This is a genomic window from Winogradskyella psychrotolerans (genome assembly GCF_018860545.1).
Classification (GTDB): domain Bacteria; phylum Bacteroidota; class Bacteroidia; order Flavobacteriales; family Flavobacteriaceae; genus Winogradskyella; species Winogradskyella psychrotolerans_A.
Window position 1 is genome coordinate 1 of the sequence record NZ_JAHKPN010000034.1, and the last position, 16718, is coordinate 16718.

14 protein-coding genes are annotated in these 16718 nt (G+C 31.2%); all 14 read right to left on the bottom strand.

Annotated elements, in window-relative coordinates:
• Window positions 1-193 precede the first annotated feature (193 nt).
• The 14 genes from KO515_RS11440 to KO515_RS11505 all read right to left on the bottom strand — a co-directional run bounded on the left by KO515_RS11440 (window position 194) and on the right by KO515_RS11505 (window position 16704).
• Complete coding sequence (locus tag KO515_RS11440) at window positions 194-691, bottom strand: hypothetical protein (RefSeq protein ID WP_215936483.1); 498 nt, start codon at window positions 689-691, stop codon at window positions 194-196.
• A 362-nt stretch (window positions 692-1053) separates the two neighbouring features.
• Window positions 1054-1710 carry a hypothetical protein gene (locus KO515_RS11445; protein ID WP_215936484.1) on the bottom strand — a complete coding sequence of 219 codons (657 nt, stop codon included), beginning with the start codon at window positions 1708-1710 and terminating at the stop codon, window positions 1054-1056.
• Between the two features lie 333 nt (window positions 1711-2043).
• On the bottom strand, window positions 2044-3552 hold the full coding sequence (locus tag KO515_RS11450; RefSeq protein ID WP_215936485.1) for a TlpA family protein disulfide reductase: 1509 nt from the start codon (window positions 3550-3552) through the stop codon (window positions 2044-2046).
• 175 nt (window positions 3553-3727) lie between these two features.
• Window positions 3728-4216: a hypothetical protein gene (locus tag KO515_RS11455; RefSeq protein WP_215936486.1), complete on the bottom strand. Its 489-nt coding sequence runs from the start codon at window positions 4214-4216 to the stop codon at window positions 3728-3730.
• A gap of 198 nt (window positions 4217-4414) precedes the next feature.
• Window positions 4415-4870 carry a GyrI-like domain-containing protein gene (locus KO515_RS11460; protein ID WP_215936487.1) on the bottom strand — a complete coding sequence of 152 codons (456 nt, stop codon included), beginning with the start codon at window positions 4868-4870 and terminating at the stop codon, window positions 4415-4417.
• Between the two features lie 203 nt (window positions 4871-5073).
• Complete coding sequence (locus tag KO515_RS11465; RefSeq protein WP_215936488.1) at window positions 5074-5628, bottom strand: YbhB/YbcL family Raf kinase inhibitor-like protein; 555 nt, start codon at window positions 5626-5628, stop codon at window positions 5074-5076.
• 87 nt (window positions 5629-5715) lie between these two features.
• Window positions 5716-6552 (bottom strand): helix-turn-helix domain-containing protein, encoded by an 837-nt coding sequence (locus KO515_RS11470; protein ID WP_215936560.1) that lies wholly within the window; start codon window positions 6550-6552, stop codon window positions 5716-5718.
• Window positions 6553-6600: 48 nt separating this feature from the next.
• On the bottom strand, window positions 6601-9297 hold the full coding sequence (locus tag KO515_RS11475) for a T9SS type B sorting domain-containing protein (protein ID WP_215936489.1): 2697 nt from the start codon (window positions 9295-9297) through the stop codon (window positions 6601-6603).
• A gap of 148 nt (window positions 9298-9445) precedes the next feature.
• Window positions 9446-9682, bottom strand: a complete 237-nt coding sequence (locus KO515_RS11480) for a hypothetical protein (RefSeq protein ID WP_215936490.1) — start codon at window positions 9680-9682, stop codon at window positions 9446-9448.
• Between the two features lie 15 nt (window positions 9683-9697).
• Window positions 9698-10099: a hypothetical protein gene (locus KO515_RS11485; RefSeq protein WP_215936491.1), complete on the bottom strand. Its 402-nt coding sequence runs from the start codon at window positions 10097-10099 to the stop codon at window positions 9698-9700.
• Window positions 10100-10250: 151 nt separating this feature from the next.
• Window positions 10251-11924, bottom strand: coding sequence for a MutS-related protein (locus tag KO515_RS11490; protein WP_215936492.1), 1674 nt, complete (start codon window positions 11922-11924; stop codon window positions 10251-10253).
• Between the two features lie 222 nt (window positions 11925-12146).
• Window positions 12147-13403, bottom strand: coding sequence for an aryl-sulfate sulfotransferase (locus tag KO515_RS11495; protein WP_252723850.1), 1257 nt, complete (start codon window positions 13401-13403; stop codon window positions 12147-12149).
• Window positions 13404-14066: 663 nt separating this feature from the next.
• The gene (locus tag KO515_RS11500) at window positions 14067-14615 is read right to left on the bottom strand and encodes a hypothetical protein (protein ID WP_215936493.1); all 549 of its coding nucleotides are present in this window, start codon (window positions 14613-14615) and stop codon (window positions 14067-14069) included.
• Between the two features lie 202 nt (window positions 14616-14817).
• Complete coding sequence (locus KO515_RS11505; RefSeq protein ID WP_252723851.1) at window positions 14818-16704, bottom strand: AAA family ATPase; 1887 nt, start codon at window positions 16702-16704, stop codon at window positions 14818-14820.
• Between the last annotated feature and the right edge of the window lie 14 nt (window positions 16705-16718).

Below are 16718 nucleotides of genomic sequence, written 5' to 3' on the forward strand. Positions count from 1 at the left end.
AGCAACTAAATTAGTAAACTTTCACGAACCCGTGAAAATTCCGCAGGAATTTTCGCAAGTAGGGAAGAACCTAGCAATTAATTATACACGGTGTTGTAAAACGTTTTTTTTATTTTATCAAAATTATCTTTTTAATTAGCTAGAATAATTATTTTTTTAACTCTATCAAAGACTATTTTTTTTAGACCTAGGTTTATTTTGCTGAACAACTGTTATTATAAAAATCAACTATATCAATTAAATATTCATGTGTCTCATATTTCTTTGATTTATCTTTCTTTAAAGTTGAAATATATTCAACAGTTTTTTGGCAATCAGAGAATTCTTTTTTTAATTTTTTCCAAAAATTTGCAGCTAATACTGTTCCATTTGCATCAATTTTTATTAAATTTTCTTCATCACGCTTTACATAGTATCTTAAATATTCATTATTACCGCAATTTGGACATAAATATAATGTGAATTCCCCTTCGGTTAAGGCATATACGCTTGTATACCTGTTTTTTATTTTTATGATTTTGACAACTTCAACAGGTATATTTACAAACTTATTTTTGCCAGTATTTTGTAGAACTCCTGGTGATAAAATTTTATCAATTTGCTCGATTGCAATTGTTTTGCCATACTTTTTATTTAATTTTCCCATACCAATGCCATAAAGCTTTGGTTTTAATTCTTGTTTTGAAGGCATTTCTGTGTAATAAAAGAATTGTTTTTTTCTTTGATTTATATGTTCAAAACCATTAATATATTTTATCGAATCTCCTTTTTTTTGTAATTATAATTGATTGAGAAAATGAATTACTGAATAGAAATAAAAAAATAATTAGTGTTAGTTTTTTCATGATTGTTGTTTTTTTGTTATTTATTAGTATTGATTGGTCGTAAATGTTTTACAACGTGATTGTATATGGTTTGTTGCGTGGTTTAGCTCGTAATTTAGCAAATAAAAACCGAATAGAAAATCCGCGAGGATTTTCGTAAGTAGGCTAGAACTAGCAATAAATTATATACGGTGTTGGTTGCAGTTTTTTATTTTCATTTTATCAGTCGTTATTCTTCAGGAATTGGGTCTCCTTCTCCTGGATTTAGAATTGAAAACGCAAAGTCAATTGATTCAGGTACATTTAGCTTATCGAGCCATTCTCCACCTAAACCTGAAACTTGAATTTTATTATCTATTACTTCTAGTCCTTCTGTTTCTCCAATGAAAAACTGAATTCCGTTATTAAATGCAATTCCCATTGTGTCTGGAATCTTAAAAACAAAACTTTCGTTTGGTTTAATTGTTATTTTTTGATTGGCAATAATTGAGTTTTCAGTTTCATTGTAAATAAAAATGCTATAAAATTTTCCAATCTCATTATATGTTGCAGGGTCAATAGTTTCCTTTTCATAATCTGAACTGACATATACTTTATTTGGCTGGGTTGCATTGAATTCGGCTTGTGTAATCTCTAGAACTTCTTCCGTTTTTACTTCATCATTAACATTCTCCCAAATGAGTTTTCCGATATCATTACCTTTTGTAATTGCTATAACAAGAACAACGAGCGGTATTAGAAGTTTCATATACTTTTTCAATTCAGTTGTCATAAAAACTTTGAAAACTAACCAAAGGGTGAAAATCCAAAAGAGAATATTAACCGTTCCTACTATTAATCCATGGTTAAGAGCTGAAATATCGAATTCATTAATTAAATATGGCATTAATAGCAAAAGGCCTAATCGGATTGCTGAAAAAAATATCGATATGTAAAATAAGTTTCTAATTGTCATTTCGGAATGTGTGTTTTAAATTGCAACCAACTCGTTATATCCTGACTTTTATCACTCATATCCCGCAAATTAACCAGGATAAAAAAGATAGGATACTTGTTTAGAGTCCTCTATCACGAAGTTAGTTCTTTTTCTTATAACTTAGATACCTAAAGTTGCATCGGTATAAGTTGTAAGTCAAATTATGACCTTTTAAAACGCATAGCGTATGCAGTACCTTAGATTGTATAAACTGAAAAATAATCTCTAAGTTATGGTAAGTGGTTATTTTTTTAATAGCGATTCCAAAAGTTGAACAGTTTTTGTATTACTTGGGCGATAATCATTACCTGTATTAATTATTTCACCTTCTTGGTTAATTATAGTATAAGTTGGAAAACCATTGATAGAAAATATGTTTGTTAAGTCTTCTATCTGATTTTTCTCAATAAAATAATGTTTACCCTTTAGCTGATATTTTGATATTGTAGATTTCCATTGTCGTTTTTCAGATTTATAGCATAAAAATACAAACTCAATTTCATCTTCAAATTGACGTATTAGTTTTGGTGTGCTTTCCTTAAATTCAGATAAACACGGTGTGCACCACGTTGCCCAATTATCGATGTAAATCGGTTTCCCATTAGATTCTGATATCATTTTTTGAATTAGGCTGTCAATGTTAGATGATGCATACGTTTTTAAGTTGATTTTATCGGTTAGTTGTGGGGTGTTAATTCTCATTTTTAAGCTCACATATTTTTCTTTTAAAGAACTCTCAAAATCGGTTTTAAAAAGAATACTATCTATTAGGGTTCTATGGTCTTCATAGATTTCTATATTTTCGATATTCAGATTTGATTTTATGAAATCATTTACCATTAATTTTAGTAATTCGGGTTTGTCCGAATATATTTCAATTATTTTTTCAAGATAATAGCTATAGGTATCCGTTGGGTTCAAATTAGACGCTCCTCTTTGAGACGTTATTAGGGTATGATCAATAAGTTTTTTAGGAATACTGTTCGATGCGATCCTATTTATTCTATGCTTTTTTAATACTTGTGGTATGTTATGTATGTTAAATTTAGTAGCACTTATTGAGTCGTCCTTATTTAATTCTGATTTAAGGTCGTTTTCATCCTTAAAATAAAATTCAAATAGACTATAATTATTTGGTAGCGCAAATAATTTCTGAGCTTCTAACCAATTTGTAAAAAGTTTTGAAAATGTAGTATTAGTTAGTAAGCTGTCTGAGTAACGCGATTGAACTAAATATATACTATCGCGATATGATTTAAATTTGGTTGGACTTAGATGTCTTCGATTATTTTGAAATATCTCATAGTCGATGGGGTCATTATAAAAAAAGTCTATTACGTTTTTATTTATTTCAGCTGAAGTCCCTGAAACGTTGAGATGCTCAAATACGTCTTTTCTACGAATAGCTGTCGCGTCAATCTCTACAAACAAACTATCTCCAGGTTTAACAATTAAATCTATGATTGTATTGTGAATTAACATAACACCTGGTTGTTCGGTGATTTCAAATTCAAATTTAAACCTCCCTAAAGTATCTAATTCTTTTTCAGTATTTGTAATGTTCTTTGTTATATAGTCTTGCGCATATAGACCTATATTTGGCAAAGCATCGACGGACTGAAAATTATAAAACGCGCCGGCAATTATTACAGATGGGCTATTCTCGGTAATTTCTTCGTCAACATTTTCATTACAGCTTAATAGTAAAACAAGCATAAGAAAGATTGGGAAAATTGAAGTGTGTTTCGTCATTTTAAAGGTATTCTATAGATTGGCGATTAATTACTCAAAACGATTTTATGTATGAATAGTTGCGGATTTGTATGCCAGAATTTCCCACAGAAAAATCAGACCTAGCAAACTGGTAACTCCCTTTGGCTGCGACTAAAATTGCGCAATTATTTCTATACCGTGTGTGTCACGTATTTTAATCAAATTCAGCTTCTATTTTGGTCAGATTTGAAATGTCTTTATTTAGATATTTTATACTGACTTTTGGTGGAATTGAAATTTCAATACAAGTTTCGCTAAAAACTAAGGTGTCTGATGATAATTTCCCTTGAAATTCATTTGACATTTTCAAAGCTTTAAAAATTAATTTAAACATTTTGCGGTCAGCATATAATTCAAGTAACTTTTCAGTTTCTTCTGGACTAAGTTCTTTAAATCTATTAAAGTGAATTTCAATAGATGGAGGAACAGAAATCCCAACAATCAGTCTATTTGTTTTAAATCCAGCGTTTTCAATTAAAGGTAAAACCTCAAACACATCTTTTACATAATCTATAAACTTGTTTTTAGTCGTGGTACCAATATCCCCAATTTTAGAAAATCCGTTTTTAAGTTGATTTAGTATTTGTTCAGAACTGTCGGTAACCGTTTTAGTCGTTTTTTTTAAAATTGATTTTTTTTCCATACGGTTGTCGTTTCGTTCTGTTTTTTAAATGTTGTACACGGGTTTTGTGTTTGATTTCGTTGTGTGTTTTAAGCCCCTAATTTAGCAAATCAATACAGATAGATACGGGAGAAGCGAACTTGTGAGTAAAGTCTGCTGGGATTTTCTAAAGTAGGCTATAATTTGCAATTCATATTATATGATGTTATGGTGTCGTATTTATTTTTTTGCAATATAAATTTGGACTTCAGAGTTTTCTCCGTTTTGTGAATTTTTCCCATAAACTTCGAAATCCGCTGTGTATTTTCGGTTCAATTCTTGGTCTTTTTTCCAAATCTCTTGCCACGTTTCTAATATTGCATTTGGCATGTTTCCTTTCGCAAGAAATTTTTGATATTTTCCACTTTCAAATTCACATCCAATTAGGCCATTCGGAATGTTGTCTAGAGAATCTACTTTCATTCCAATTATACAAGTATATTTTCCGGTATAATCAGATTCATAATTGGTATAAATAGAATATATTTCGGTATTCTTTTTGCTAGGGATTTTGTTTGAAATATTTTCAGAATAAAATTGCTCCCATAGTTTCCCTAAATCTTCGGCTGATTTTCCGTTTTCGTTTGTGGTATTCGTTTCTATTCCAATTATTTTAAAACTATCAATATTTTCCATTAATAAATGTTGTTTATTATAATTTTCCTTAAATTTTCATTTCTGTTATGGTGTTTCTAAAATGCACCGTAACGTGGTTGTATGCGGAAAGTAGTAGATTTATTTACATCAGTTTTACGTTATAAAACAAAGATAGCAGAAAAGAAATAAACTTTACGTTTAGCTCTTAACTGCTATTTTATACACGGTATTGTGTGCGGTACTTATTCGTTTCGTTTATAATAAGCGACAATACTTGCCTTTGCTAATGTTTGATTCCAAAGATTAAAACCAACAATGGCTGGATTTATATTTTCATCAAGTCCTAATTTATCTGTTTTTAAAGCATAAACAGTAATTATATATTGGTGAAATCCGTGTCCTTTTGGTGGGCAAGGACCTCCAAAGCCTTTAATTCCATAATCGGTTATGCTTTGAATAACGCCTTTAGGTGCTAAATTTAGTGCAACGTCTCCTGCATTAGTTACCAGTTCATTTACGTTAGCAGGAATATCAAAAACGATCCAATGCCAAAACCCACTTTCTGTTGGTGCATCTGGGTCATACATTGTGATTGCAAAACTTTTTGTTCCTTCAGGTGCATTGGACCATAAAAGTTGTGGCGATTGGTTATCTCCAGTACACCCAAATGCATTAAATTCTTGAGTCTTTGTTGCTTCTCCACCTAAATCGTTACTTGATAAGGTAAATGTTTTTTGTCCGAAACTTGCTGTCGTGAAAATTAGTGACAGCATTAAGATTAAACTTGTTTTTTTCATTTTATTATGTTTTAATATTTGACACAAAATTAAATCTTAAATGAAAAAAGGGACATAGTTAAACGTTCAAAAAGTGTTGCAAAAAGCTCATTCTGTTTGGTGCTGTTTTGGTGTTTTATTATATTTTGATTTATAAGCTTGAATAAAACTCGATAAATTTTCATAACCTACTTCAAAATATATTTCAGAAGATTTTTTATGTTTTTGATTAAGTAAATAGTAAGCGTGTTCTAATCTTTTGTTTTGAAACCATTTGATAGGAGATTCAGAATAATGTTTTTCAAATTCTCTTTTGAAAGTTGATACACTCATATTACATAAAAAAGCTAATTCTTTCAAGGTTAGTTTTTTCAATTGATTACTCTCAACAGTGCGAGTAAAGTTTTGAGTAAAATTATCATTATTGGACGTTAAAGAATATAAAATATGAGTTCCGTGTAATTCTATTAGATAGAGCATTATCTCTTCAAATTTCACTTCAATTATTTTTTTTTGTACTGTTTTTGAAAGTTTGGAAATGTCTACTAAGCTATCAACAAAGCGTTTTATAAATTTATCATACTCAAATGAATAAATAGATTTATTTTCATTGGGTTCATTGTTGTTTAATTCAAATTTTTGAATGAATTTGGATAAGGTTTCGTTAGAAAAAAATAAAAGAATACTTCTGTAATTTTTAATTTCGGATAGTTTTTCTGTCATTAAACAATGACCAGATTTCATAATTAAAAACTTGCGATTATCAATAGAAAGGTCTGAGTTATCAAAAATCACTTCTTTGTTTCCTTCAATTAAAAAACTAAAGGTATTCTGATTTAGAATGATTTGTTGTTTGGAAATTTCCTTTGAACTACAATAGTCATAAACTTGAACAGTCTGTGACTCTTCACAGTTTAGTGATTCTGGCAGCTTTATGATATTCATGCTCATTTTACGGGTGTTTTTAGGTTTGTCACAATGTTAACAGGCTTTCTATCTTTTCAAGGAAAAATGTCCAGAAAAAGTTCGACCATTACTAAGGTCTGTTCTAAACCAATAATCATTTGACATCATTTGTTTACCATTATAAAGTCCATTCCAACCTAAATCATTTGATGATATTTTAGCTAGTAACTTTCCGTACCTGTCAAAAATTAAGGTCTTGGAATTAGGAAAATTAACGATACCTTTTATCTGCCAAAAATCATTATACCCGTCGTTATTTGGTGTAAAGAACTTTGGATAATCAATTATTGTAACTTCTTCTGAATCTTGTCCGCAACCATCTTTATCCCTAACAAATACCGTATACATTCCTCCTTCGATGTTTGAGAAGTAATTACTGTCCTGATAATTTATACCATCAATTGAGTATTCAAAATCGCCATCACCTGAGGCAATTATTTCTATGTGATTATTGCCCAGTTCTTTAAAATTCACCTGTTGAATTTCAGGTAAAACAGAGCGAATAAGGCTAAACTCAAATGAGTTTTCACAAGTTACACCATTCTCAATTTCTGTAACAGTTAAAACATAAGTGCCTTCATCTGCTATTACTGCAGTATTTGTAGTAGACATCAATGTACCGTCTTGATAAAACCATCCATATGAATTATAACCAGAATTTATATCTAGTGAAATAGACGGTTCTAAATTACATATGTAGTAGTTATCTTCTAAATTAATTACAGGTAATTCATTTACAATTAAGTCAAATGATGTTTCGGAATAACAAATTGGATTTGAAGCGTCTTCAACTCTAATACTTATGGTTTGAGAAAAAGGTTCTGTATTTTGAAATAATGTAGGGAGAGGACTTGTAAGGGGGGTGTTTTCGGAATCGAAGTACTGTATAGTTAAACTTGTTTGATTGCCAATGAGCTGTTGTTCTATGCTAGATGTATCAAATTCAGCATATCCGTTCCCTTGGTCACATGCGTACAAATTATTTGGTTGATTAATATTAGGTTGTGTCACAGTTTGCAATTGTAAAGTCGTTTCTGAATAACAAGTTGAATTATTATCAGTAACTCTTACAGTTATAGATTCATTAAATGTATTTGAGTTTGTATATGGATTCGGTAAAGGATTAGGTAATTCATTATCTGACTGGTCAAAATAGCTTACAGACATTCCTGTTTGCCCATTCAAGACTTGACTTTCAATGTTAGAGGTATCGAAATATTCTGAAATACCATCGTTATTGTCGTCACACCCATAAATAGTTGGTAATTGATTTGCCTCAGGGTTATCATTTACTATCAAGTTGATATTAATTTCGGATGAGCAAGTAGTTGTTGTATCAGTTGCTATCGCTTTTATAAAATCTTGATTTGCAGTAAGGTTATTAAAGTTATTGTAGTTAGGAACTAAGATTAAATTATTGTTACTGTCAAATAATTCGACCAATAGACCTGATTGACCATTTATTAATTCATTTGGGACATTTGCTAAATCAAAAACAGTAAAACCATCTTCATCATTATCGCAAGAGAAGATAGTATCAATTTGGGGTAGAATAGGTAGAGGGTCTGTTATTAAATTAAATGAAGTTTCGGTAAAGCAACATAAATTGTTACTATTACTAACTCTAACGGTTATTTCTTGTGAATTGGTAATCGTATTTGTATACGGATTTGGCAATGGGCTAGGTAACTCATTTGAATTTTGGTCATAATACGTAACTATAACTCCAGATTGTCCATTTAGAACTTGTGATTCTACGTTGGATGTATCAAAATTAGAAGAAATACCTGAACCAAACGCATCTTCACATGAATGAAGATTGTTTATTGGGGAAGCCATTGGTGGTTCTGCTACAGAAATAGTTTCACTTATTATATAGGTTGCTCCAACTGTAGGTGTGATTGTTACAGTGATTAAATATTGACCAGGTGCCGTGAAATGATGTGTAGGTGAATTTAAAGTTGAAGTATTATTAGTGCCAGATGTTGGGTCACCAAAATCCCATGCAACAGAGTTTATATCATTAATACTGGTTAGATTAAACTCACGAAACGTTGTTGTACAATCATCTGAAAAATTTAACGTAAAGGGGTTATTAATATTATTAATACCACCTGAAACTGTTATATGGAAGTTTGCATCAGAATACCCTAAATCTACAGTGCTAGTATAATTCATTGGTGGACATCCTGCATTTCCACTTCTAAACCATGATAAACTCCCGTCAGATGGTATATTTCCAGCAAAAGCAACAGCACCACTGCTTAAACTTGAAAGCTGTTCTACTTCTACTAAAATTAAAGAAATGTCACTTGGGATTAAGATAGGTGTGTCAAAATCTACGGCTATTATTTGAGGATTATTTTGTCCAAAATATTGGACTGGGACAACCTGACTACTTCCAATCAAATCCGCTTCGGAAAATGAATTAGGAAAGTCGGCATCAATTTCATAAATATTAAACCTAATATTTACATCCCATGTGCCAACCCAGTCCAAACCTATCTCGCCACTTGTTAATAATAATTCTTCATTATTGTCTATTCCAAAATTTGTTAAATCATAAGTTTTAGCCCAGTTTATACCACCCCAACTGCAACCATATATAGAGGCTTCATCAATTTCACTACAAGAGCCATTACCCACTAAAACTTGCGCATTGGAATTAAACATCCCAATAAGAGTAAGAATTATTAAAATTTCAAATTTGAGGTTTTTCTTCATTTTTCAGCTTGTTACTAGTCTTGTGTATGGTTTGCTTTGTTTGTTCGCTGCGCTTGGGTGTACCGTGTTTCAGCAACTAATTTAGTAAACAAAAACGAACGCGAGAAAATTCCGCAGGAATTTTCCAAATAGGCAACGACCAAAGCAATTAATTATACACGGTGTTGTAGCCAGTTTTTATCTGTTCTAATAAATATTCACAAGCGTGTGATTCTGAATTAAATTTTTTTAAGTCTGTTTTTTGCCCTCTTTCAGAATAGTATACTTCCCATTGTCTGTTCTTTTGTCGAATGCAGTATGATTTATTTGGGTACTCATTTTCAAAGTCTACAATATCCAATGGATATGTGTCACTGATTATTCTAATTAAATCTTTAATTTCCATTTTAATCAGGATTGTTTATTTAATTTCTTTTAATTCGGTCAGCCCTTCAAAGTTCTGAGCACTTTCTATACGTTTTACAATTTTGCTGAAGTCAGGGATTTCTTTTCCCTCCTTCACTTTAATCCAAATTTTGCCATGATCAATTAGGCATTCAATTCTGATTTTAAATTTTCCATTATTCAATATTGTCTCATCTAAGATTAGTCCAGTTGCGCTTTGTCTATAAGTCTCGTCATCGACAAAGATATGAAAGTCACTTAGACTCAATACATGTCCAAACAAGTCTTTGAAATCGCTTGAAATTTGGGAATGAATTTCTTGAACAGCATCTTCAAGTCGTTTTTGTATGTCAGATTCATCTTTTAAATCGAGATACAAAGTTGAACTTGTGTTTTTTATCGTTTCGTATGAGTTCATTTTTCTAATTGGCTACAACGGTTTTATATATGGTTTGCTTCGTCTGTTCGCTGCGCTCGGGTGTTGTGTGGTTGTGCCACTAAGTTAGCAAACATTTACGAAGCCGTGAATATTCCGCAGGAGTTTTCCAAATAAGCAACGACCAATGCAATTAATTATATACGTTGTTTCCAGTAGTGTTTTTCGCTACATATGTTTTATCTAATTCTTTTGCTATTTCAATGGCTTCATTAACAACCTCTTTTGGGTAATCGTTAATTTCAAGTATTCTAATTGCGTTTCTGTTTTTTAATTTTCCTATTTTCAGTTTGTAATCAAAACCTACATTCTTGTCCTTTACTGTTTCGCTAAAATGAAACAGTTCATATTCGTCCGAAAGCATATCTGTTAATTCTATGTCGTGCGTTGAAACCAATATTTTATTGTTATGCTTTGTTAAAGCAGATAAAACAGATTTTCCAGCAGAAATACGCTCTACTGTATTTGTACCTTTAAATAGTTCATCTAAAAGAAAGAGATTTTTATTTTTGTTTTCGCTCTCTTTAAGCATTTCCTTAATGGTTACTACTTCTTCAAAATAATAACTTTTATCATTCATTAAATCATCACTTATTCGGATGGCTGAAAACACTTTTAATAAAGGAAAAGTCATTGATTTTGCAAAACAAGTATTAATTGTCAATCCAGTTATGACATTCAATCCAATGGCACGAATAAAAGAGGTTTTTCCAGACATATTTGAACCTGTAAGAAGTATAGACTTTTCAGCTATTTCAATGCTGTTGGTTGTACAATTAAAAATTAAAGGATGACTGATATCTTTAACACTGATTTTGTCTTCGTTATTAATAGTTGGCAAACAGTACGTTTCAAGTCCGTTTCTTAAAGACGCTATTGAAATTAGCATATCTATATGGCCAACAAATTTGAAAACATTTTCTATTTGTTCTCTTTTGTTATTTAACCGCTTTAAAACTCCAAATAATAATAAGGGCTCAAGTAAAAATAGTGTTTTAAAAATCTCAAACACAAACCAAACTATAATTTGAAATTCTCCTTGAAGTTTGGCTTCGAGTGAAAAAAATGACATTCTGCTTTTAACTTCATCAATTATTTTGATGGACTTAGGTAAGTCCGGATTTATTTTTTTAAATAATGGGTTGGTAAATAAATGAGACGCTACATTATTAAGTTTTAAAAGTTGTGGAATTGAACCTACGTATTGAACTAAATTATTTTTGTTCCAATAATGTAACACAAAATTTACACAGAAAACACCTAATAAAACAATGAAAAATATAGGATTGAAAAAGGCGAAAATTAATGATACTAAACTTGTAAACGATAATAATTTTATAACAAAAAACCATTTTGGTGGATTGATATGCTCGTCTTGAAATAAAGTAGTTATGTAGTACGCGTCTTTATGTTTTAGTTTTTCAATCTCTTTTTGAACCGAAATTCTTAATTCAAGATTTTCCGATAATTCCGTTATTATTTCTTCGTTCAGCTTGGTTTGCTTTTCATTTACCTTTATGGTCCGAAGATTATTGTAAAGGTATTGTTGACCCACTTTTGAATGCGTTCGGTCTAGAAACATAAATAAGTCATCAACATCCAAGTCGTTACAGGTTTTGTCTGATAGTACTTGATGTGCTTTTGAATTGTCTTTTTTTCTGAAGTATTTTTCAATGCTGTCAAAGTCAAAGGTATCATCTTTCAATGCTCCAAAAGATGCTTCTAATCTTTGATTTATCCCTTTTTTTCTATTGAATTTAAGTTGAGACAAAGTGTATTTAATTTGAAATATGATGTCTTTAATCATTAAACAATTAGTGTGGATTTTCTATGTAATGTTACAAAAAATGTTCAGTTTATTGTTTGTTTAGTGAATTTTAACGAGGTGTTTTTGCATTACTGGCTGGTATATTAGGATGTGTTTGTATTTGGTTGGCGCTGATTGGTATGGATTTGGATTTCTGTGCCATAAAAAAATGACTTTTACTAAGATTTAAGTAAAAGTCATTTTTTGTAAGTGCTTTGTTTTTTAATTCACTCCCAGAAACGAAAGTCTTTCGTCATCTACAGGTATGGCGTAGACTCTCCAAAGGGTATCGTATCCGGCATATTTCCATAAGACGTCTCCGCTATCGGAAACTTCCCAAACGGTGCCGTCTCTACCTTCGGCAATAAGTGTATTTCCGTTCGGTGTACGCACAGCTCCTCCTAATCCGGCGCTGTATAGTTCTGAATCGGTGAAAGACCATACCAATTCTGGTTCGTTATCTTCACCAGCAACAAGTTGATATGGTGGATTTAATTGGTATTCAAAAACGGCCGATTGGTTATCGTAAATGTTGTTAGAAAAGACTAACATGTTTCCTGTATCTAACACATTAGGATAATGGACATCGTTTATGGTGACGTCTCCTACGTTATCGTAAGCTAATGGATTACCAAAACGGTACACTAAATCTCCGCCTAAATTATAGTTTCCGCCCGTACTTGTTGCTGCTTGCGCTGTGGTTGTGCTGTGGTCTATCACCCAAATCTCGCTATAGTTATTAATTGTTACGTAGATAATATTATTGGTTTCATCTATGGTAATACCATTCATGTGCATGATATCTCCATTGGCTTGCGCGCTGTTGTAGTTGATATCTATTTTATTAGGGTTGTCTTGTACGGTACCATAATTAAGTTTGGTGCTGTCATGATCTTGAATTAAATGATCTGTAGCATGCCACTCCCAAACGATTTCTTGGGTTACAGGATTCATTTCTATGATCGCCTCAGGATATATGTCTTGACTTCCTGAAAATCCCATTTCGGCTGCATCACTTACTAGAAGCTCTTCCCATACCGGGAATATAATATTGCCATTCGCTAAGTAATCGACATCATGATGGGCTGTTTGCGTGGTGGTGCTATAAGATACTTCCCAATCTGTGGTTTGGTCGGCATTTATTTTTTGAAACACACCACCATAGCCTCCAAAGGTAATGGCAGCATCGTTGTCTTTTAGACACACTAACATACTACCGTCATCTAATAAGCTGGCATCATTTCCTATTGATGTATCAAAGTCCCAACTAAATATGTCGTCACCATCATGATTGATTATATCTGCACCTTGCCCCGTTTGGTCTACTACCAAAATATAGGTAGAGGTGTCTGTTCCTGTTGTGGTATCGGTATCGCTACTTTCAATATCATCATCATTACACGATGTAAAAAGTGCCATAACGGCAACTAAGACTAAAGTCGGAACGCGCGCTGAATTCATTTTCAATGTGTTTTTCATAGTATCTATTTTTATCTATTTAGATGCCATTTTTAATAAAAACACGCGCTTGGTTATGATAGTTATAGGGGTTTGTGTTGTAGTTGTTTGTAAATTAGTAGGTTAAGGCTGGGAATTGATTATGCACCTCTTAAGGTAATAGGTCTGGATTACGCTTCTGAATATTGGTATTATCCTTCACTCCCTGTTATCTGTTATGTTATAAGCTTGTTTTAAGTATCTTATAAGCATGCTATAACCACGCTATAACCTGTATTAAAATATTTTGTATATTGCTGTATTATCGGTGTTTATATTAAAATGTGATGTTATGGCACAACAGAGCCGAATTATCCCTTTAGTAGGGACGTTACATGGTATTAATTTTAATTCCGTTAAGTTGTGCTACATTTGGTATTTTCTGTTGTATCTTATTTTTAGATACGCCATCAGAGCACTGGCTAGTATTATAAACAGGGTAATCAAGATCCAAGTCATATTTATATATTATGTTTTTTAGATTGATTACGTATGTCTTTATCCAATGACAAGACGTCTTGCCTTTTGGTCTCCAGGAGATTAAGCACCTAATTTAGTAAATAAAAATGGAATAGGGAATCGTTTGGGGTTTATGGAAGTAGGCTAGGACTAGTAATTAATTATATATGGTATTTAACGCAGTTGTTATTTTTGATTCGGTGGAATATTATCATAAATTATTTGAATTATGTCCATCATTTCGTTAAATGTAAACCCTTTAATTTTAAATTCAGTTATTGTATGTGGTTCTTCATTAATAAAATCTACTTGAAAAAAAATTGAACCGATTTCCTCTTTTTTATAACTAACAAAACCTAAAGGTGAAATTACTCCTACTGATTCTATACTATTCGGTCTTATTTTTTTCGTGACTTTTTCTATTTCAGTAATTGCACAGTCAATTAACATAGGTGAGAATATTCCTCCGATTGGTGCTCCGGATATTTCTCCATCTTCTTTGAAAATATTAACTTTAAATTGATTCCATCTATTATTGTTTTTTATTGAGGATTCATTATACTCAGATGCATAGTAAACATTCTTTTCTCCTAACATCGAATCAATAATCCTTGGGTGTATTGATGCGTCTAATATATATTCGGTATTCTGATTTTTCTTCATAAAATCTACAGGTGAATCTTCTCCTGTATCTACTGCAATTATACTGTTCTCATTTATCTCAATACAAATCATTGAATATGGGAGACCAAGCTTTTTTAATTCGGCTAGAGGTAAGCTATTGTCATAATTTCAAGAATTAAATTCTCTTCCTTTGAATACTCGATTAACTAAATGTTTAATCCTCATTTTTTATATTTAATGTCTCGTTTTAATACGGTTAACAGTCTTGTATGAGAAAAGTAGTGTATTTACAATCTCAATTTTTGATATGCTTTTAGACATGTTTTAAACTTGCATTTTGTTCAGTATAGAATTCTCCAACTGTGTATTTATCAATATTTAATTCTGCTGGAATAAATGATGTTGTGTAAATCATTTGATAGTCTTTTGAATCAAATTTTTCAGCTTCTTCTACGAGTATTTTTTGAAAATTTTCAGCTCTTATTTTCTCAATACCTTTATCCTCCATATTATCACAGAAAATAAACCTTGGGTATCGCATTCTTTCTATACCAAGTGAAGCAAGGAAAATAGAAAATCTTGCAGAAATTTTGAGATAGAAACTTGAACTAGCTGAATATTTAGCGTCTTTGTCAGATATGTAAGCCATATTATTTCTAAAATCAATATGAAATTCTTTAGCTTGATAGAAATCCTCTTGTCTTTTAAGGTCATTATTTAAGAGATAGACACCTTCTTTTTCTATTATACTCTTGATATCTAATTTTAGCTTCTCTTGTTCTGCTGATATCTTTTTAATGGAAAAGTCTAAGGCTTCAATCTCTTGTTCTAAATCGGACTGAAGTTTTATTAAACTTTGGTACATTTCTGCATTTTCAAATAGTGTTCTTAGTTGAATTATTTCTCCTTCTATAAAACCTTTATCTACATATAATTGGTCTAACTTTTCTTGTCTTATTGTTTTTACATCATTAATACTACTATTAACTTTTTGTTGAATATGAAATAATTCTAATTTGTTCGATTCTAATTCAGCGTGTAATTCTAGTAGTTGTCTTTTCTTAATAGATATAAGATTTTTTGATTCTCTAATTTGAAAATCAATTTCTTGCTCTATTTTTCTTGCTTGAGTTATACCAAAACTATCATCAATATCAGTTTTGCATAGTTTACATACATTTTCAGTTTCGATTGGTTCAATAGGGGACAAGCATTCTGGACAATTTTGGATAGGAAAATTGCCTAATAAATCTCGGGTCAGAATAGATTTATTTAAAGCTTTAAGTTTGTTTTTTAGTGCTTCAATAAAATAATCTGTATCCTCAATTTCATATGAAAAGTTCTTAATCTGTTGTTCAAGTTTTTTTACCTTTTGACGCTGTAAAATTGCTTGTGTATTTAGCTTTTCAAAGTCTAGTTGAGTTTTTTGAGTGAAACGAACTTTTTTCTCTTGGTTTTTTAAATCAATAATATCACTTTCAATTTGATTGATTTCTTTTTCTTTCTCTGTAATGCGCAGATTTAAGCTGCTTGGTATAAGGTCATGCGGATTTTGAATAAAACGTTTTATTACTTTGATTTCCCTTTTGGTTTCATCGAGTTCTTTATCGGCTTCAACTTTTCTCTGTTTCTTATCGTATAATTCTTGTCTATAAACACCAAGTAATAAATCAGCAACTGTTTCTCTGGTCAATGTGGTATCAAATTCTTCATAATAGAATAAAGAATTTGTGGGTGAATCTTGGTCTAAATAGAGGAGTCTAAGTATTTGATGAAATGTTATATTATTTTCACCTTTTACGATAGGAAGGTCGAGATTTTCAAATAATACATTTGAAAAGCTTTTTTTATTATCGGTTGTATTAAAATTAAATTTTTGCCAACCTTCGGTTTCTTTTTCGGCTTCTTCTAAAGTTCCCCAAAAAATGAATAAACCTTCTGTTTTGTTGCCTTTTCCGTATTTGTTAAGGTTGATTTCTCTTTTTAAGGTTAGAGGTGCTTTATTTATCTCTATCTCTGCTATTACGTATGAACATTTTTTGGCTTCTTTTACCCAATCATTAAAAGCTCCACCTAATACATAGAACATAAAATGAGTGATAGTAGATTTACCACTACTATTATTACCTCTTATAATATTAATTCCTTTATGAAAAATTTCATCATAAGCAATCTCACCATTTCTGGTGTAAATTTTCATTCTGTTAAAAAAGA